Genomic DNA, 16,782 nt, shown 5'->3' with positions numbered 1-16,782 from the left:
GCCCCCCACCCCCACCCATTCCGAAGCCGGGGACCACCCGCCCCGCGATCACCCCGAGGAAGCCGAACATGGACCCGTCGCCGGGAGCCACCCCGTACAGCGCCCCCGCCGGGTGCCCGATGCACCAGCAGCAGACCTCGCTGTACGGGCCGGAGTTCGCCGCCGATCCGCACCGCGTGTACGACACCTTCCGCGCGCACGGCCCCGCCGCCCCGATCGAGCTGGCGCCCGGGGTGGACGCCACGCTGATCGTCCAGCACGAGGCGGCGCTGCGGGTGCTCCAGAACCCGGCGCTCTTCGCCCGGGACTCACGGCGCTGGGCGGCGCTGCGCGAGGGCGCGATCCCGATGGACAGCCCGGTGCTGCCGATGATGATGTACCGGCCCAACTGCCTCTTCACCGACGGCGCCGAGCATCTGCGGCTGCGCAAGGCGGTCACCGAGTCGCTGGCGCGGCTCAACAGCAGCCGGGTCAGCCGGGACGTCGAGCGGATCGCGGACTATCTGATCGACCAGTTCATCGAGCGCGGCTCCGCCGATCTGCTCAACGAGTACGCCAAGCTGCTGCCGCTGCTGCTGTTCAACCAGCTCTTCGGCTGCCCCGGCGACATCGGTGACCGGCTGACCCGCTCGATGTCCGCCATCTTCGACGGCGAGGACGTGCTGCGCGCCAACGCGGAGCTGACGGAGTGCCTGATGGAGCTGGTCGCGCTCAAGCGGCGCCAGCCCGGCGACGACATCACCTCCTGGCTGATCCAGCACCCGGCGGGGCTGCGGGACGAGGAGCTGAAGGACCAGCTGGTGATGCTGATGGGCGCCGGGGTCGAGCCGGAGCGCAATCTCATCGCCAACGCGCTGCTGCTGATGCTCTCCGGCGACCAGCCGGGCGGACACGACCGCCGCGGCGGGCACGAGCGGCGCGGTTCGGGGATGCTCGTCGAGGACGCGCTCGACGACGTGCTGTGGAACAACCCGCCGATCGCCAACTACGCCACCCACTACCCGGTCCGGGACATCGAGCTGGACGGGGTGGTGCTCAAGGCGGAGACCCCGGTCCTCATCAGCTTCGCCGCCGCGAACAGCGACCCGTCCCTCACCGACGCCCGCCAGACCCTCAGCAAGGGCGCCCACCTGGCCTGGGGCGCGGGCCCGCACGTCTGCCCGGCCAAGTCGCCCGCCACCCTCATCGCGCTGACCGCGATCGAGAAGATCCTCAACACCGTGCCCGACCTCTCGCTGGCCGTCCCCGCCTCGGGCGTCGCCTGGCGCCCCGGCCCCTTCCACCGGGCCCTGGTCGCCCTGCCCGTACGGTTCACGCCCACCGCCGCCCGCCGTGCCCCGGCCGCCGCCCAACCGCCGGCCCCGACCTCGGCGCAGCTGCCCGACCCGTACCGGAACGCTCCTCCCCAGCCGGCCGCCGCCGCCCGTCACGCTGCGGAACCGGCCAAGAAGCAGAAGGGGTGGTGGAGTTCGTTCCTCGACGTCTTCCGTGTCTGAAGACTGGTTTTCACGTAAGGCTCACAGGCCGACAATTCGCAAGTGACAACGGGCATTTGTGACGATTGCATGTGACGGGGGCAACAAAGTCCGATGCTTGGCGCAGCTATCCGGAGGGGTAGGTTCTGGTCGGTAACCCCGGGCCTAGTCCAAGGAACTCTGCGTGAGCATCACAGGTGGTACATCCAGGACCCCCGATGGTCGGCGCGCGGTCATCGGCCTGCTCCGCAGACTCAATTCGCCCGAGGGACAGGCCGAGCCGTACGGAATACTCGCGGAGCTGCGGACGATGGGTGACGTCGTCCGCGCTCCGTGGAACGGATACTTCGTCACCGGATTCGACGCCTGCAGCCAGGTGTTGCGCGGCCGCAACTGGCAGGCCCCCGACTTCGCCTGGCAGGAGCGGCAGGACGACGCCAAGCGGTGGGACGCCCTCGCCACCCGGGAGATGACGAGCACCCTGGCCCGGCTCAACGCTCCCGAACACACCTGCCAGCGCCGCTCGCTGAGCAACCTCTTCGACCGCTCCACCATCGAACGCCTCACCCCCGACGTCGAGCGCCACGCCGACCGGCTCCTGGACGAGCTGGCCGACAAGCTCCGCTGGGGTGAGGCCGACTTCGTCTCCACGGTCAGCGAACAGCTGCCGATCCACACCATCGGCTCCTGGCTGGGGCTGCCGCCCGAGGACTACCCGCACATCCTGGAGATCACCCACAACCAGGTGTACGCGCAGGAGCTGCTGCCCACCAGCAGCGATCTGGCGGTCTCCGCCGAGGCGACCGTGCAGTTGCGCGCCTACTTCACCGACCTGGTCGCCCGCCGCCGCGCCGAGCCCCGCCACGACGTGCTGACCGGCTGGATCCACACCTGGGACGCGCTGGAGCCGGACCGCGAGCAGGCGGACGAGATCCTCTACCGGCTCACCATGTTCGTCACCATCGCCTCGCTGGAGACCACCGCGACGCTGCTGACGTCGATGGTCTCCCTGCTGTCGGCCGAGCCCGGCCGCTGGGAGTGGCTGCGCTCCTGGCCCGAGCACATCGACGCGGCCGTGGACGAGGTGCTGCGCTACGACCCGCCGATCCACATCAACACCCGGATCGCCGCCGAGGACACCGTCCTGGCCGGCGTCCCCATCGAGAAGGACAGCATGGTCCACGTCCTGTACGGCGCCGCCAACCACGACCCGCGCCGCAACCCCGACCCCGGCACCTTCGACATCCTGCGCGGCGGCAGCCACCTCACCTTCGGCGGCGGGGTCCACTACTGCCTGGGCGCGGCGCTGGCGAAGCTGGAGGCGCGGACGCTGCTGGCCCGGATGCTGGATCGTTTCCCCGCCCTGCGGACGGTCTCCCCGCCGGTCTACGCCCCCCGGATGGTCTTCCGGCGCATCACCTCGCTGGGCGTGGCACTGTGAAGCTCTCGCTGCCCGGTTTCCTGAACCCCTCCCCGGACGGGACGCCCTCGCCCTCGCCCTCGCCCTCGCCCTCGCCCTCGCCCTCGCACGAGAGTGCCGCCGCCACCTCGCACGAGAGTGCCCCCACCCCGAACCAGGTGCCCGCGACTCCGTACGAGACGCCCGCGACGGTACGGAGCCGGCGCGAAGGTGCCGTCCTGTACGTGGAGCTGAACGCCCCCGACACCGGGAACGCGGTCACCGAGGCGATGCTCGACGAGCTGCTGGCCGTCGTCGCCGTGCCGGACCCCGAGGTGCGGGTGCTGGTGCTCAGCGCCGCCGGGGACGACTTCTGCCTGGGCGGCGACCGCGCCGAGTTCGCGGACTGGCTGGCGGAGGATTCGGGCGGGCGGGGCATCCGGGTCGCCGGTGAGAAGGCCCGCCGGGTCTGCGAGGCGCTCTCCGGCAGCCGGGCCGTCACCATCGCCCGGGTGCAGGGCAAGGCGGTCGGCGCGGGGTTCGCGCTCGCCCTCGCCTGCGATCTGCGGGTGGGCGCGGAGAACGCCTCCTTCCGGCTGCCGGAGCTGGCGCTCGGACTGCCGACGGCGTGGGGCGGGCTGCTGCCCCGGCTGATCCATGAGGTGGGCGCGGCCCGGGTCCGTGAACTCATACTGACCGGAAGGGCGTTCGACGCGGCCGAGGCGCAAGCGCTCTCCGTCCTCCAGCGAGTGGTTCCGGAGAACGAATTGGATCAGGCTGTGCGGGCCTGGGCGAAGCCCGTCGCACGCCGTCCCGAAGCCGCCCTCCGGGTGACGAAAGCCCTGCTCAACTCCTATGCGGCCGCCACCCGGATGGCCGATCCATCGTTCCTGGACGCGGAGCTGATGGCGTCGGTGGCGGCAGCCGGTCGGCGCACACCCCCTCGCACTCCTGCGCCCGACACGTCACACTCGTAACAATCGACAGGGGAGGTCTCGGGCGTGGATGTACCGGTGTGGCTCTGGGTGGCGTTCGCCGTAACGGTGGTCGTCTCCCTCACAGTCGACTTGCTTGCCCACCGAAAAGCGCATGTCATCGGCTTCAAGGAAGCGGCCTGGTGGAGCGTGCTGTGGGTGAGCCTCGCGCTCGTCTTCGGCGGTGTGGTCTTCTTCGTCCTCGGGACGACCGCGGGGACGGAATACACGACGGCCTGGCTGCTGGAGAAGAGCCTTTCGGTCGACAACCTCTTCGTCTTCGCGCTGATCTTCGCCTACTTCAAGGTGCCCCGCGAATATCAGCACCGGGTGCTGTTCTTCGGTGTCATCGGCGCCCTGGTGTTCCGCGCGATCTTCCTGACGGCGGGCGTCGCGGTGGTGAACCGCTTCACCTTCGTGCTCTTCCTCTTCGCGGCGATCCTGTTCTACAGCGCCTACAAGATCCTCAAGGGCGAGGAGGACAGCTTCGACCCGGGCAAGAGTTTCGCGGTGCGGATGCTGCGGAAGATCATGCCGGTCCGGGACGAGTACGCGGGAACGCACTTCGTCATCAAGGAGGAGGGGAAGCGGGTCGCCACACCGCTGCTCGCGGTGGTCGCCGCGATCGAGGCGGCCGACCTGCTCTTCGCCGTCGACAGCGTGCCCGCCGTGCTGGCGGTCAGCGACGACGCGTTCATCGTCTACACCAGCAACGCGTTCGCCATCCTCGGGCTGCGGGCGCTCTACTTCCTGCTGGCGGGGCTGCTGGACCGCTTCCACTACCTGAGCACGGGTCTGGCCATCATTCTGGCCTTCATCGCGGTCAAGCTCCTGCTCCAGGCCTCGCACAAGATGATCAGCACCTCCATCCCGGAGATTCCCTCGCCGATCAGCCTGGCGGTGATCGTGGTCATCCTGACGATCTCGATCGTGCTCAGTATCCGGCGCCCGCCGCCGAACGCCGATTCCGACGAGAGTGCGGAGAGTTCGGAGAAGCCATCTGACGGTAAGCCGGCCGGGTAACCGGGCGGGCAATGGCCGGGCAAAGCCACGGGAAAGGATCTCCCAACGGCGGTGCCCGGCCTTTTGCCGCGCCCGTGCCGGGCCCGGCCTGCCGTGGTTCGGCCCGGCTCGGGCCGTGGCGGTTCAGCCCGCAGCGAGGCGTTCCGTGGGCCCGGCCTCGAGCCGGGCCGTGAGCCGGGCCTTCGCGGCCGGCCACTCGTCGGCGAGCAGCGAGAAGTAGACGCTGTCCCGCCAGCTCCCGTCGGGCCGCCGCCGGTGGCGCCGGAGCACCCCCTCACGGACCGCCCCGAGCCGCGCGATCGCCGCCTGGGAGCGCTCGTTGCGGTGGTCGGTCTTCAGCTGCACCCGTCCCATGCCCAGCTCCTCGAAGGCGTGGCCGAGCAGCAGCAGCTTCGTCTCGGTGTTGACCTCGGAGCGCCAGTACGCCCGCCCGTACCAGGTCCAGCCGATCTCCAGCCGCTCGTCGTCCACCGAGATGTCCAGGTACGTGGTCCAGCCGACGGCCCGCCCGCTCGCGCGGTGGAGCACGGCGAACGGGACGTACGTACCGCGCCCGGCCTCGGTGAGCACGCCCTCCAGCCGGGTCAGCAGCTCCTCGCGGGTCTGCGGCGCCGGACCGCCCTGCCAGCGCCACACCTCCTCGTCCCGGCCGCCCGCCTCGAAGAGGTCGTCGAGATGGCCGGTGGTCAGCGGGACGAGGGTCACGTACTGCCCGGTCAGGGTCACGGGCCGAGGGGGAAGCGCAGGCATGACGGGACCCTAACCCCTTTACGTACTAGCACACAACAGATATGTACTAGTGCATAAATCGCCCGGCTTCTCCCGGCGCGCGCGTACGCGGACCGCTGACTAGCGTGACGAGAGGGGGTGGCCAAGGAGCAGCAGCAAAGGACCACGAGAGGTCCAGGACCGGAAGAGGGCCAGTGCCATGGCTGTACAACCCGAAGGCACCCCGTGTTGGGCGGACGCCATGTTCGCCGACCTGGAGGGCGCCAAGAGCTTCTACGGTGATGTGCTCGGCTGGACGTTCGGCGAGAGTTCGTCGGAGTTCGGTGACTACACGACGGCGTACGCGAACGGCAAGGCGGCGGCCGCCGTGGTCCCGCCCATGCCGGGCACCGACGCCCCGTCCGCGTGGTGCCTGTATCTGGCCTCGCCGGATGCCGCCGCCACCGGCGAGAAGATCCGCGCCAACGGCGGCGAGGTGCTGATGGAGCCCATGCAGGTGGGCGAGTTCGGCACGATGCTGCTGGCCCGCGACCCCGGCGGCGCGGTCTTCGGCGTCTGGCAGGCAGACGTGCATGAGGGGTTCGAGACGGAGATGGGCTCACCCGGCGGCTACTGCTGGGGCGAGGTCTTCACCCGGGACCCCAAGGCCGCGGACACGTTCTTCCCCGCCGTCTTCGGCTACACGGTACGGAAGTTCGACGACGAGTCGATGGACTTCACCATGTACGACGTCCAGGGGCAGACCGTGCTCGGCCGGATGGCGATGGGCGACGACTTCCCGCCCGAGATGCCCGCGTTCCTGAACGTGTACTTCACCGTCCCGGACTGCGACGCGGCCGTGGCGAAGACGACCGAGCGGGGCGGCGCGCTGCGGTACGGGCCGATGGACAGCCCCTTCGGCCGGTTCGCGGCGCTCTCCGACCCGCAGGGCGCGACGTTCTCCGTGATCGACGTGACGAAGACGGAAGGCGAGATGCCGGCGACGAGCCCGGCCGCCTGACCCCCGCCACGGCCCCCAGGAGCCCCCGGACCACCCCGATCCGGGGGCTCCGTACGATCCTCCGAGAACCTCTCATCTGCCATGGATAATCGCCTCAAGGGTGACAAATGCGAGCCCAGTTGGCCTAGCGTGTCGTACATGCAGTCCTACACAATCGGTCAGGCAGCACGACTTCTCGGCGTCAGCCCCGACACCGCCCGACGCTGGGCGGACGCCGGCCGGGTCGCGACCCATCGCGACGAGACCGGCCGACGGCTGATCGACGGTCGTGCGCTGGCCGCCTTCTCGATCGAGGTCGGCCAGGGCGCCGCGGGCGAGGAGGAGACCCCGTACACCTCGGCGCGCAACGCCTTCCCGGGCATCGTCACCGCGGTGAAGCTCGGCGATGTCGCGGCCCAGGTCGAGATCCAGGCGGGCCCGCACCGGCTCGTCTCCCTCCTGACCCGGGAGGCGGTCGAGGAGCTGGGCCTGGAGGTCGGCATGCAGGCGACCGCCCGGGTGAAGTCGACCAGCGTGCACATCGACCGCACCTGAGCCCTTGCGCCCGGCCGCCCCCACCGCCGGGACCGGGTCTGCTGCCGAGCGCTGCCCGCAGGCCCGTACGCCCGTACGTCCTGCCGTGGGCCCGCAGGTCCCGCACCACCGGACCACCTCTCGTACGCCCCCCACACGCCCACGCGCCCCGCGCGAACTCGTCCCTGCCCGGACGGCACCCCGCCGACCGGGCTCGCAGCCAAGGAGCCCCGCCCTCATGTCCCTCCTACTCACCCGCCGCCGTACCGCCGCCGTCCTGACGGCCGCCCTCCTCGTCCCGCTCGCCGCCTGCGGCAACGACGGATCCGGCACGGAGAAGGACAGCGCCTCCAGCGCCAAGCCCTCCGACTCCGCGCCCGCCTCCGGCGCCCCGGCCGCCGAGCTGACCGTGCTGGCCGCCGCCTCGCTGACCGACGTCTTCAAGGAGGCGGGAGCGGCGTACGAGAAGGAGAACCCGGGCACGAAGGTGAAGTTCTCCTTCGCGGGCTCCCAGGAGCTGGCCGCCCAGGTCAAGCAGGGCGCCCCCGCCGACGCCCTGGTCACCGCCGACACCAAGACGATGGACGGCCTCTCCGCCGAGACCGGCACCCCGACCGTCATCGCCAAGAACCGCCTGGTCATCGCCGTCGGTGAGGGCAACCCGGAGAAGGTCGGCAGCCTCAAGGACCTGGCCGACACCAAGCTCAAGGTGGTCCTGGCCGCCCCCGAGGTGCCGGTGGGCCGCTACAGCAAGCAGATCCTCGACGCACAGAAGATCGAGGTGAAGCCGGTCTCCCAGGAGCCCAACGTCCGCGCGGTCCTCAGCAAGGTCGAGCTGGGCGAGGCGGACGCGGGGCTCGTCTACAAGACGGACGCCGAGACCGCCCCCGACGAGGTCGACGCGATCGACATCCCGGACGCGGAGAACGCCGTCGCCTCCTACCCGGCCGCCACGCTGAAGGCGTCCAAGCACAGCGAGGCCGCCGCCGCGTTCGTCGCCTGGCTCTCCACGCCCGCCGCGCAGAAGATCCTCCAGGGCGCGGGCTTCCAGCAGCCGTAACCTGCGCTCCGGGCCGACCGCCGCGCCTCGGGCCGCACCCCGGCCCGGCGGCCCCGTAACCGCACCGCCCCACGTCCCGGCAGGCCCGTACCGTCCGACGGGCCTGCCGGGCACCCGCACCTCCAGCCGCCCCACGAGGTCACCATGAAACGACCGGCACTCCGCCGTACGCCCGGGGTCCGCGCCCCGCTCCTGCTGACGGTGCCCGCGCTGCTGGCCGTGGCGTTCCTGATGCTGCCGCTCGTCGGCATCCTGGCCCGTACCTCCTGGGGCGACCTCGGCGCGCACCTCACCGCCGAGCCGACCACCCAGGCGCTCCGCCTCTCCCTCCTCGTCTCGCTCTGGTCGCTCGGCCTCTCGCTGCTCTTCGGGGTGCCGCTGGCCTGGCTGCTGGCCCGGGTGCCGTTCCCCGGCAAGGCGTTCGTGCGCTCGCTGGTGCTGCTGCCGATGGTGCTGCCGCCCACGGTCGGCGGGGTGGCGCTGCTGCTGGCGTTCGGGCGGCGCGGTCTGCTCGGGCCGTGGCTGGAGGACACGTTCGGGATCACGCTGCCCTTCCACACCTCGGGGGCGGTGCTGGCGGCGACGTTCGTCGCGATGCCGTTCCTGGTCATCTCGCTGGAGGGCGCGCTCGGTGGTCTGCGCCCCCGGTACGAGGAGACGGCCGCTTCGCTGGGAGCCTCGCCGGTGCGGGTGTTCCTCACCGTGACCCTCCCGATGGTGGCCCCCGGGCTGATCGCCGGGGCGGCCCTCACCTGGGCGCGGGCGCTCGGGGAGTTCGGCGCCACCATCACCTTCGCCGGGAACCTCCCCGGCACCACGCAGACCCTGCCGCTCCAGGTCTATCTGCTGCTCCAGGAGTCGCCGGAGGCCGCCACCTCGGTCTCGCTGCTGCTCCTGGCCATCGCCATGGTCGTGCTCATCGCGCTGCGCGGCCGGTGGACGGGCACCCCCGGCGACCACCAGCGCGCGCGGTCCGCCCCCCGCCCGGAGGAGCCGACGTCCGCCGCCGCACCGGACGCCCTGCCGGAACCAGCCGCGTACGTACGGGACGAGGCCGCCCGGGACGCCCTCGGCAAGGCACCCGGCCACGTCCTGGAGAAGGCCCCCCGGGAGCGCTGGCCCCTGCACGCCGACGTCACCGGTTTCACCCGGCTCACCCTGGCCGCCGACCCCGGCACCACCATCGCGGTCGTCGGCCCCAACGGCGCGGGCAAGACCACCCTCCTGCGTGCCCTCCTCGGCCTCACCCCCCGCGCCCACGCCGCACTGCGCCTGGGCGACAGCGACGTCACCGCCCTCCCTCCGCACCGCCGGGGGGTCGCCTGGGTCCCCCAGGACGGGGCGCTCTTCCCGCACCTGAGCGCCCTGTCCAACACGGCGTACGGGCTCCGCGCCCATGGCGTCCCCCGTTCGGAGGCCCGGCGCGAGGCGCAGGCCTGGCTGGACCGGCTCGGCGTCGGCCACCTGGCCCACCGCAGGCCCGGCCAGCTCTCCGGGGGCCAGGCCCAGCGGGTCGCCCTGGCCCGTGCGCTGGCCGCCCGCCCGCGCCTGCTGCTGCTGGACGAACCGCTCGCCGCCCTCGACCAGACCACCCGGGCCCATGTCCGCCACACCCTGCGCCGCCACCTCGCGGACTTCGGCGGGGTCTGCCTGATCGTCACGCACGACCCGGTCGAGGCGGTCTCGCTGGCCGACCGGGTCCTGGTCCTGGACGACGGCCGGGTCCTCCAGGACGAGCCGCCCGCCGAGGTGACCCGCCACCCGCGCTCCCCCTGGGTGGCCCGCATGCTCGGCCGCAACGCCTGGCCCGGCACGGCCACCGCCGACGGCCTGGACCTGGCGGGCGGCGGCCGGCTCGTGGTCGCCGAGCCCCTCGCCCCGGGCACGGAGGCCCTCGCGGTCATCGCCCCCGAAGCCGTCTCGGTACACCGCGAGAAGCCCACCGGCTCCCCCCGCAACGTCTGGCCCGGCACGGTCCGCGAGATCGCCTCGGGCGGCAGCCGCCTCCGCCTCCTCATCACCTCCGACCGGGCGCCGGACCTGGTCGCGGAGATCACCCCGCAGGCGGCGGCCGACCTGCGCATCGCGGACGGCACGGAGGTCTGGACGGGCGTGAAGGCGACCGAGGTGACGGTGGTCCCGCTCTGACCCGCCCTGTCCCCCGAAAGCATGGCGCGGGGCCCAGCGGGAACCAGGACTCGGGAACCAGACAACTGCCGTACGCGTACTCATGTGCGACAGATCCGAGAGACGGGGCATCCATGGCACTGTTCGGCAACGCGCACACCATCGACCCGGCCACCGCCCAGCAGGACTACGAGCGGCTCCTCGGCCAGGGCGAGCAGGTGCACGCCGCGTTCCTGCTGATCCGCGACACGATCCTGTTCACCGACCGTCGGCTGATCCTCGTCGACAAGCAGGGCATCACCGGCAAGAAGACCGAGTACCACTCCGTGCCGTACCGCAGCATCACGCACTTCGCGGTGGAGACGGCCGGGACGTTCGACCTGGACGCGGAGCTGAAGATCTGGATCTCGGGCAGCTCGACCCCGCTCCAGAAGACGTTCACCAAGGGCGTCGACATCTACGAGGTGCAGGCGATACTGACCCAGTTCGTGGCGCGGTAACCGGGCCTGGGCGGCCCTCAGAAGTACGGGCGAAGCCGGGAGTTCGCCGCGTTGCCCGGGGTGGAGTCGCGCATCCGGGCCACCCGCTCGCGCAGCTCCGGCAGCAGCCCGTACAGCGCATCGCCCGGGCAGCGGGTCTCGAAGCTGTCGCGGTGGCCCGAGATGACGTTCAGCCGGGCCACCTGGCCCTCGTCGAAGCGGCTCTCGGCGTTGGTGGAGACCAGCTCGACGGTGGCGAGCGGATCGACGCCGGGCCGCAGCTTCCAGGCGGCCAGCTCGACCAGGGCGTCCATCATCGGCTCCGGCACCTCGGCGCCCGCCCCGAAATTGCCGATGGCCGCGATGCCGACGGTGTCCGCGTTGAACCCCTTGGTGTGGGCGCCGAGCACCGACCGCCCCACACCGCCCGCCCGGCCCTCGTAGATGGTGCCGCAGCGGTCGACGAGGAAGTTGTAGCCGATGTCGTCCCAGCCGTCCTTCTCGACGTGGTCGCTCTGGACGGACCGGATCAGCTCGGGGGCGTCCGCGCAGTCGTAGTCGTTGGGGTTGCCGGTGTGGTGGACGAAGACCGCCTCCGCCGCTCCCGTGTACTGCGGCTTCTCCCGGACCAGCCCTTCGTCCGCATGCCACTCCTGGCGGCTGACGACGGCGGGCTGCGGGAGCCCGCGCGGCGGCCGGGGTCCGGTGGCCAGCTCCCGGTGCTGCTCGTGGAGCGCCGGGCCGTCCCGGAAGACCAGGAGGACCAGGGGCAGCAGCAGGGCGCCCAGGACGATTCGGCGGGACCACATGGACTCCACCCTGCGCCCCGGCCTCGGCCTTCGCAGAGGAGCTGGCCGATCGGGTGACCCTCACCCCTGGGGGCTTTCCGCCCGGAATGCGCTCTTCTGAAGGTGTTCCTACGATGAGGTCCGGATCATGCGCCGCCCCCTGCGGCGAACCCGGCCGGATCGAGGAACCATGTCCCACGACGCTGTGCAGGACGGGGAGGGCGGGCGGCAGGGCGGCTCGGCGGTCGGCCTGAAGCCCAACGCCATCGGGTTCGTCGACGCTCTGGTCATCGGCCTCAACGCGACCTCCCCCGCCTACTCCCTGGCCGCCGTGATCGGCCCCATCGTGGCCCTGGTGGGGATCTACGCCCCGGGCGTCATGTTCGCCTCCTTCGTCCCGATGCTGCTGATCGCCTCGGCCTTCTACTACCTCAACAAGGTCGACCAGGACTGCGGCACGACCTTCTCCTGGGTGACCCGGGCGATGGGCCCGTGGGCGGGGTGGCTCGGCGGCTGGGCGATCACCATGACCGGGGTGCTGGTGGTCGGTTCGCTGGCCGATGTGGCGGTGAGCTTCACCCTGCTGGCGGTCGGTCTGGACAGCTGGGTCGCCAACGACTTCGTACGGCAGCTGCTCACCGTGCTGCTGATCATCGTGATGACCGGGCTCTGCGTGATCGGCACCGAGCTGTCGGCCAAGGTGCAGAACGCGCTGATCCTGGCGCAGGTGGCGTTCCTGCTGGTCTTCGTCGTGGTGGCGCTCTACCGGGTGTACGCGGGCACCACCGGCTTCGACTCCATCGAGCCGTCCCTGAGCTGGCTGGACCCGTTCGGTGCCGGTGGGGCCGCGCTGACCGGCGGGCTGCTGCTCGGGGTGTTCATCTACTGGGGCTGGGAGTCGGCGGTCAACCTCACCGAGGAGACCGAGAACTCGGCGAGCGCGCCGGGCAAGGCGGGGCTCTGGTCCACGGTGGTGCTCCTGGTGACCTATCTGTCCGTGGCCGTGGCCGTGGTCGCCTTCGCGGGCACGGCGTTCCTGGCCGAGAACGCCGAGGAGGAGGAGTTCATCTTCGCGCAGCTCGCCGGGGACGTACTGGGCGGCTGGGACTGGATCCTGCTGCTGGCCGTCGCCACCTCCGCGATCGCCTCCACCCAGACCACGATCATCCCTGCCTCCCGGACCGCCCTGTCGATGGCCCGGCGCCGGGCGCTGCCGCAGCACTTCGGTCACATCAGCCCCCGGTTCCGTACCCCTGACGTCAGTACGTGGTGGGTCGCCGCGATCGCCATCGCCTGGTACCTGGTGGTCAACCAGATCTCCACCACCGCCCTCTTCGACTCCCTCACCGCGCTCTCCCTCCTGATCGCCTTCTACTACGCGCTCACCGGCGTGGCCTGCGCCGTCTACTACCGGCGCCATCTCACCGAGAGCGTGCGGAACTTCGTCCTCATCGGGCTGGGCCCGGTGGTCGGTGCCGGGCTGCTGGCCTGGCTGCTGGTGCGGTCGGTGATGGACATGTCCGACCCGGCCAACTCCTACAGCGGCACCTCCTGGTTCGGCCTCGGCCCGCCGCTGGTCATCGGCATCGTGATCTCCCTCGTCGGCGTGATCCTCATGGTGGTGTGGCGGCTGCGGGACGCGGTGTTCTGGCAGGAGCGGCCGGGGGTCGCCGACCCGGAGCTGGTGCACGCCACGACCGCGAAGCCCGCCGACCGGAAGGAGCGCTGAGATGTCGGTCGTCCTCGGCTACGACGAGTCCCCCGGCGCCGCCCGCGCCCTGCGCATCGCGATCGAGGTGGCGGCCGCGTACGGCGAGGAGCTGGTCCTCGTCTACGGCGCCGCCGCCCCGGGTCTGCGCGACGGCGCGGAGTACCGCAGCCACTACGACGCGATCCGGCAGGCCGGCCGCGCCGGCCTGGAGCACGCGCTGACGGCCGCCGAGGAGGCGGGGGTCCCGGCCCAGGTGGAGGTGCTGGACGAGAGCCCGGCGCAGGCCCTCCTGGACGCGGCCGAGCGGCACGCGGCCCGGGTCATCGTGGTCGGCACCTGGGGCGAGAGCCCGATGCGCGGCGCCCTCCTCGGCTCGACCCCGCACAAGCTGCTGCACATGTCCCCCGTCCCGGTGCTGTGCGTCCCGACGGAGGACGCCTCCTGACCGCCGTACGCCCTCCCCCTCCCCCCCCGTCACCACGCCTCCCCCCTCACCAGACGCGCCCCTCACCACGCCTCCCCGCTCTCCGCCGCCCGGCTCGGCGCCCCCGCCCCCGTGCCGCCCTCCTCCTTCCGCAGCAGCCGGAACGCCAGCAGCGGGAACGTCAGCACCGACACCATCGCGGCGGCTACCAGCGCGGCGGCCTCCCCCGCCCCGATCACCTTCTCGTCCAGGCCGATCGCGGTGATCGCCACCACCAGCGGCAGACACGTGGAGGAGAACAGGGCCAGCGCGGACCGGGACGCGCGCCCGGTCAGGTCGCGCGGGGCCAGGAGGTACGCCGGCACGCCCCGGACCAGCAGGAAGAGCAGCAGGAACACCGGCAGGAGCAGCAGCGGGCGGCCACCGTCCAGGAGCGCGGCCAGATCGAAGTCGATGCCCGTGACGACGTAGAAGAACGGGACCAGGAAGCCGAACCCGATGGCCTCGATCTTCCCCAGGATCTCCCCGCTGCGCTCGGGCACCGCCCCCTGGAGGACCAGCCGGGTCAGCATCCCGGCGGCGAACGCGCCCAGCAGGGTGTCCAGGCCGAAGACATGGGCCAGGCCCAGCATCCCGGCGAGCAGCAGCATCACGAAGCGGACGGCGAACTGGCCGCTGCTGTGCAGGGTCAGGGCGATGATCCGGGCGAACCACGGGGGGCGGGGCCGCATCGCCCAGAACACCGCGCCCACGGTGATGACGGCGAACACCGCGAGCACCGCGCTCGCCGCCCCCGGGCTCCGCCCGCTGAACAGCAGGGCCATCGCCACGATCGGCCCGAACTCGCCGACCGACCCGAACGCCATCACCACCGACCCGAACCTCCCCTCCAGCCGCCCCGAGTCCCGCAGGATCGGCAGCACCGCCCCCAGGGCCGTACTGGTGAGCGCGGTGCCGATCACCAGGCTCCTGGCCAGGTCCGCGCCGCTGAGGAGCAGGGCCACCCCGAGCCCGGCGGCGAACGAGCAGATCCAGGCCCCGCCGGCCCGGCGCAGGGTGGAGCCCCGGACCTCCGCGAACCGGATCTCGTACCCCGCGAGGAAGATCAGCATCGAGAGGCCGAGGTCGGACAGGGCGTCGATGACCTGGTCATGGTGGGCCCAGCCGAGCACATCGGGACCGACCAGGATGCCGAGCACGATCTCGAAGATGACGACGGGAACGGACAGCCACCGCCCGGTCGCATAGCCGAGCAGCGGGGCGAGAACCGCCAGGGCCATGATCAGGACGAGGGTCCCGGGGTGCTCCATCGCTCGTGTATAGCAAGGAATGCCCCTTTATCACCCGGTATGACACCCTGCTGTCGGCACCTCTCAGTCCCGGCAGTGGGTGTCCCGGGCGGGCCGCTCGCCGGTCACCAGGAAGTCGCTGACCACCCGGTCGCCGCAGGCGTTGCCGTTGCCCAGGTACATCCCGTGCCCGCCCCTCTCGACGGTCACCATCCGGGCCCGCTCCCCGAGCGCCGCCCGCATCTTCAGGGCCCCGGCCAACGGGGTGGCCGGGTCGCGCAGGCTCTGGATCATCAGGACGTTCGACGGGCCGTCGTCGGATATCCGGGTGGGCCGCGGCTCCTGGTCGTGGGTCCAGTAGGCGCACGGGCTGATGTTGACCGGCATCCCGGCCGTCAGCGGATATCGCGCCCGGTCGGCGGCGACCCGACGGGCGTACCCGGAGTCCGGCCCCGGCCACCGCACGTCGTTGCAGACGGCCGCGACCGTCATCGACGCGTCCGCGTCCGGCAGCGGACCGGCCAGCTCGGGCGGGAGGGCCGGGCGGCCCTGCGGATCCTGGGCCGTCTTCACCAGGCGGGCCAGCGGGGCGAACGCCGCATCGCTGTACAGCGCGTTCTGGAGCGCCTGCCGCAGCAGGTTCCCGGTGAGCGGGGTGGAGGGCACGTCCGAGGCCCTGGGCCGGCTGTCCAACTCCCGTGCCAGCGCCAGGAACAGCGGCCGTACGTCCCCGGGGCGGCGGGCCAGCCGCAGTCCCTCGGCCTCCCGGGCCGGATCCGCGGCCCAGGCCGCGAAGTCGGGGAACCGCTCGGCGGCGCCCGGCGCCATGTTGGCCAGCCAGCCGTGCGCCACCCGGCCCGGGTCCGGGTCGCCGGTGCTGTCCAGGACCAGTCGGTCGACCCGGTCCGGGTGGATCTGCGCGTACACCGCGCCAACATAACTCCCGTACGAGGAGCCCCAGACCGACACCTTCCGCTCGCCCAGCACCCCGCGCAGCCGGTCCAGGTCACGGACCTCGTTCGCCGTGGTGAAGGACCGCAGCACCGGGCCGCCGTTGCGGGCGCAGAGCTCGGCCGTGCGGCGGGAGCGGTCGGCGTTCGCCGCGATCGAGCCGTCCGGCGCGGGCCAGGACCGCAGCGTCACCAGGTGCCGGTCGGCCTCGGGTAACCCGCAGCTCGCCCGGACCGAACCACCGACCCCGCGCGGGTCCAGACTGACCAGGTCGTACGCCCCCTCGGTCGCCGCCCGCAGCGCCTCGCCCTTCTGTGCCAGGCGCTGCACCCCCGAGCCGCCGGGGCCTCCGGGGAGCACCAGCAGGGTGCCGCGCCGGGCCTCCGGCCGGTCGGTGCGCAGCCGCGTGACGGCCACCGCGACCGTCCGGCCGCCGGGGTCGCGGTAGTCCAACGGCACCCGCAGCTCGGCACACTCCTGCCCTGCTGCCGGGACCCGCCCCGCGGCGTCCGGCTCACAGGGGTGCCAGGCGAGCGCGGGCGCGGCACGGCCCGCCGGGCGGCCGTGCGCGACGGGCGTCACGGCGGGGGTCAGGGTGGCGGCCATCGCGGTCGCGGAGAGGGTGAGCAGGAGAGCCGTACGAGTCCAATGCGTCATGGCACAAGCCTGGTTGACCCGAACCCCGCCGCCCATCCGGGAAGCCGGTCGACCCGAGGTGGGGCCACCCCCCATACCTCCCTGCGGCCCGCACCCGTCACCCGTTCTCCCGCGCCGGAGTGCCGGGTGGTGGAGGGAGCCGTTGAATGCGAAGTCCCGACGCCTGGACGCGGAATCCCGACG

Annotated in this window: 15 protein-coding genes; 11 read left to right on the top strand and 4 right to left on the bottom strand. The window is 72.1% G+C overall.

Annotated features, from left to right (window positions below):
- The first annotated feature begins 68 nt into the window (after positions 1 to 68).
- The 4 genes from DJ476_RS17885 to DJ476_RS17870 all read left to right on the top strand — a co-directional run bounded on the left by DJ476_RS17885 (position 69) and on the right by DJ476_RS17870 (position 4,871).
- On the top strand, positions 69 to 1,496 hold the full coding sequence (locus DJ476_RS17885) for a cytochrome P450 family protein (protein WP_103419654.1): 1,428 nt from the start codon (positions 69 to 71) through the stop codon (positions 1,494 to 1,496).
- Positions 1,497 to 1,785: 289 nt separating this feature from the next.
- Entirely contained in the window at positions 1,786 to 2,916 is a 1,131-nt protein-coding gene (locus DJ476_RS17880; protein ID WP_112491014.1) for a cytochrome P450, read from the top strand.
- A gap of 137 nt (positions 2,917 to 3,053) precedes the next feature.
- Positions 3,054 to 3,851, top strand: a complete 798-nt coding sequence (locus DJ476_RS17875; protein WP_112492553.1) for an enoyl-CoA hydratase/isomerase family protein — start codon at positions 3,054 to 3,056, stop codon at positions 3,849 to 3,851.
- Between the two features lie 24 nt (positions 3,852 to 3,875).
- Positions 3,876 to 4,871 carry a TerC family protein gene (locus tag DJ476_RS17870; RefSeq protein WP_112491013.1) on the top strand — a complete coding sequence of 332 codons (996 nt, stop codon included), beginning with the start codon at positions 3,876 to 3,878 and terminating at the stop codon, positions 4,869 to 4,871.
- Between the two features lie 123 nt (positions 4,872 to 4,994).
- Here DJ476_RS17870 and DJ476_RS17865 read toward each other — a convergent pair whose 3' ends face one another.
- On the bottom strand, positions 4,995 to 5,621 hold the full coding sequence (locus DJ476_RS17865) for a GNAT family N-acetyltransferase (RefSeq protein ID WP_103419658.1): 627 nt from the start codon (positions 5,619 to 5,621) through the stop codon (positions 4,995 to 4,997).
- Positions 5,622 to 5,799: 178 nt separating this feature from the next.
- Here DJ476_RS17865 and DJ476_RS17860 point away from each other — a divergent pair, with 178 nt between their 5' ends.
- From DJ476_RS17860 to DJ476_RS17840, 5 genes are all read left to right on the top strand, one after another.
- Positions 5,800 to 6,600, top strand: a complete 801-nt coding sequence (locus tag DJ476_RS17860; protein ID WP_112491012.1) for a VOC family protein — start codon at positions 5,800 to 5,802, stop codon at positions 6,598 to 6,600.
- A 138-nt stretch (positions 6,601 to 6,738) separates the two neighbouring features.
- Entirely contained in the window at positions 6,739 to 7,134 is a 396-nt protein-coding gene (locus tag DJ476_RS17855; protein WP_026237824.1) for a TOBE domain-containing protein, read from the top strand.
- Between the two features lie 217 nt (positions 7,135 to 7,351).
- The gene (modA, locus tag DJ476_RS17850) at positions 7,352 to 8,173 is read left to right on the top strand and encodes a molybdate ABC transporter substrate-binding protein (RefSeq protein WP_112491011.1); all 822 of its coding nucleotides are present in this window, start codon (positions 7,352 to 7,354) and stop codon (positions 8,171 to 8,173) included.
- Between the two features lie 144 nt (positions 8,174 to 8,317).
- Positions 8,318 to 10,321, top strand: a complete 2,004-nt coding sequence (locus DJ476_RS17845; RefSeq protein WP_112491010.1) for an ABC transporter permease — start codon at positions 8,318 to 8,320, stop codon at positions 10,319 to 10,321.
- A gap of 113 nt (positions 10,322 to 10,434) precedes the next feature.
- The gene (locus DJ476_RS17840; protein WP_103419662.1) at positions 10,435 to 10,800 is read left to right on the top strand and encodes a PH domain-containing protein; all 366 of its coding nucleotides are present in this window, start codon (positions 10,435 to 10,437) and stop codon (positions 10,798 to 10,800) included.
- A 17-nt stretch (positions 10,801 to 10,817) separates the two neighbouring features.
- Here DJ476_RS17840 and DJ476_RS17835 read toward each other — a convergent pair whose 3' ends face one another.
- Positions 10,818 to 11,588, bottom strand: a complete 771-nt coding sequence (locus DJ476_RS17835) for a peptidoglycan recognition protein family protein (RefSeq protein ID WP_112491009.1) — start codon at positions 11,586 to 11,588, stop codon at positions 10,818 to 10,820.
- A gap of 169 nt (positions 11,589 to 11,757) precedes the next feature.
- On the opposite strand from DJ476_RS17835, the gene DJ476_RS17830 reads away from it, so the two are divergent.
- Positions 11,758 to 13,296, top strand: coding sequence for an APC family permease (locus tag DJ476_RS17830; protein WP_112491008.1), 1,539 nt, complete (start codon positions 11,758 to 11,760; stop codon positions 13,294 to 13,296).
- Position 13,297: 1 nt separating this feature from the next.
- Complete coding sequence (locus DJ476_RS17825; protein WP_070200570.1) at positions 13,298 to 13,723, top strand: universal stress protein; 426 nt, start codon at positions 13,298 to 13,300, stop codon at positions 13,721 to 13,723.
- A 62-nt stretch (positions 13,724 to 13,785) separates the two neighbouring features.
- Here DJ476_RS17825 and DJ476_RS17820 read toward each other — a convergent pair whose 3' ends face one another.
- Positions 13,786 to 15,012 (bottom strand): cation:proton antiporter, encoded by a 1,227-nt coding sequence (locus DJ476_RS17820; RefSeq protein WP_103419665.1) that lies wholly within the window; start codon positions 15,010 to 15,012, stop codon positions 13,786 to 13,788.
- Positions 15,013 to 15,075: 63 nt separating this feature from the next.
- Positions 15,076 to 16,599, bottom strand: a complete 1,524-nt coding sequence (locus DJ476_RS17815) for an alpha/beta hydrolase (RefSeq protein ID WP_208853510.1) — start codon at positions 16,597 to 16,599, stop codon at positions 15,076 to 15,078.
- Between the last annotated feature and the right edge of the window lie 183 nt (positions 16,600 to 16,782).

Source organism: Streptomyces bacillaris, assembly GCF_003268675.1.
In the GTDB taxonomy this organism is placed as follows: Bacteria; Actinomycetota; Actinomycetes; order Streptomycetales; family Streptomycetaceae; genus Streptomyces; species Streptomyces bacillaris.
The sequence above is the reverse complement of the archived record's forward strand: the minus strand, read 5'-3'. Positions and strand labels throughout refer to the sequence as shown.

Bases quoted from the DNA above. Each gene is read 5' to 3' on its own strand.
- DJ476_RS17885 (WP_103419654.1), top strand. From the start codon at position 69: ATGGACCCGTCGCCGGGAGCCACCCCGTACAGCGCCCCCGCCGGGTGC.
- DJ476_RS17880 (WP_112491014.1), top strand. From the start codon at position 1,786: ATGGGTGACGTCGTCCGCGCTCCGTGGAACGGATACTTCGTCACCGGA.
- DJ476_RS17865 (WP_103419658.1), bottom strand. From the start codon at position 5,621: ATGCCTGCGCTTCCCCCTCGGCCCGTGACCCTGACCGGGCAGTACGTG.
- DJ476_RS17860 (WP_112491012.1), top strand. From the start codon at position 5,800: ATGGCTGTACAACCCGAAGGCACCCCGTGTTGGGCGGACGCCATGTTC.
- DJ476_RS17855 (WP_026237824.1), top strand. From the start codon at position 6,739: ATGCAGTCCTACACAATCGGTCAGGCAGCACGACTTCTCGGCGTCAGC.
- modA (WP_112491011.1), top strand. From the start codon at position 7,352: ATGTCCCTCCTACTCACCCGCCGCCGTACCGCCGCCGTCCTGACGGCC.
- DJ476_RS17845 (WP_112491010.1), top strand. From the start codon at position 8,318: ATGAAACGACCGGCACTCCGCCGTACGCCCGGGGTCCGCGCCCCGCTC.
- DJ476_RS17840 (WP_103419662.1), top strand. From the start codon at position 10,435: ATGGCACTGTTCGGCAACGCGCACACCATCGACCCGGCCACCGCCCAG.
- DJ476_RS17835 (WP_112491009.1), bottom strand. From the start codon at position 11,588: ATGTGGTCCCGCCGAATCGTCCTGGGCGCCCTGCTGCTGCCCCTGGTC.
- DJ476_RS17830 (WP_112491008.1), top strand. From the start codon at position 11,758: ATGTCCCACGACGCTGTGCAGGACGGGGAGGGCGGGCGGCAGGGCGGC.
- DJ476_RS17825 (WP_070200570.1), top strand. From the start codon at position 13,298: ATGTCGGTCGTCCTCGGCTACGACGAGTCCCCCGGCGCCGCCCGCGCC.
- DJ476_RS17820 (WP_103419665.1), bottom strand. From the start codon at position 15,012: ATGGAGCACCCCGGGACCCTCGTCCTGATCATGGCCCTGGCGGTTCTC.
- DJ476_RS17815 (WP_208853510.1), bottom strand. From the start codon at position 16,599: ATGACGCATTGGACTCGTACGGCTCTCCTGCTCACCCTCTCCGCGACC.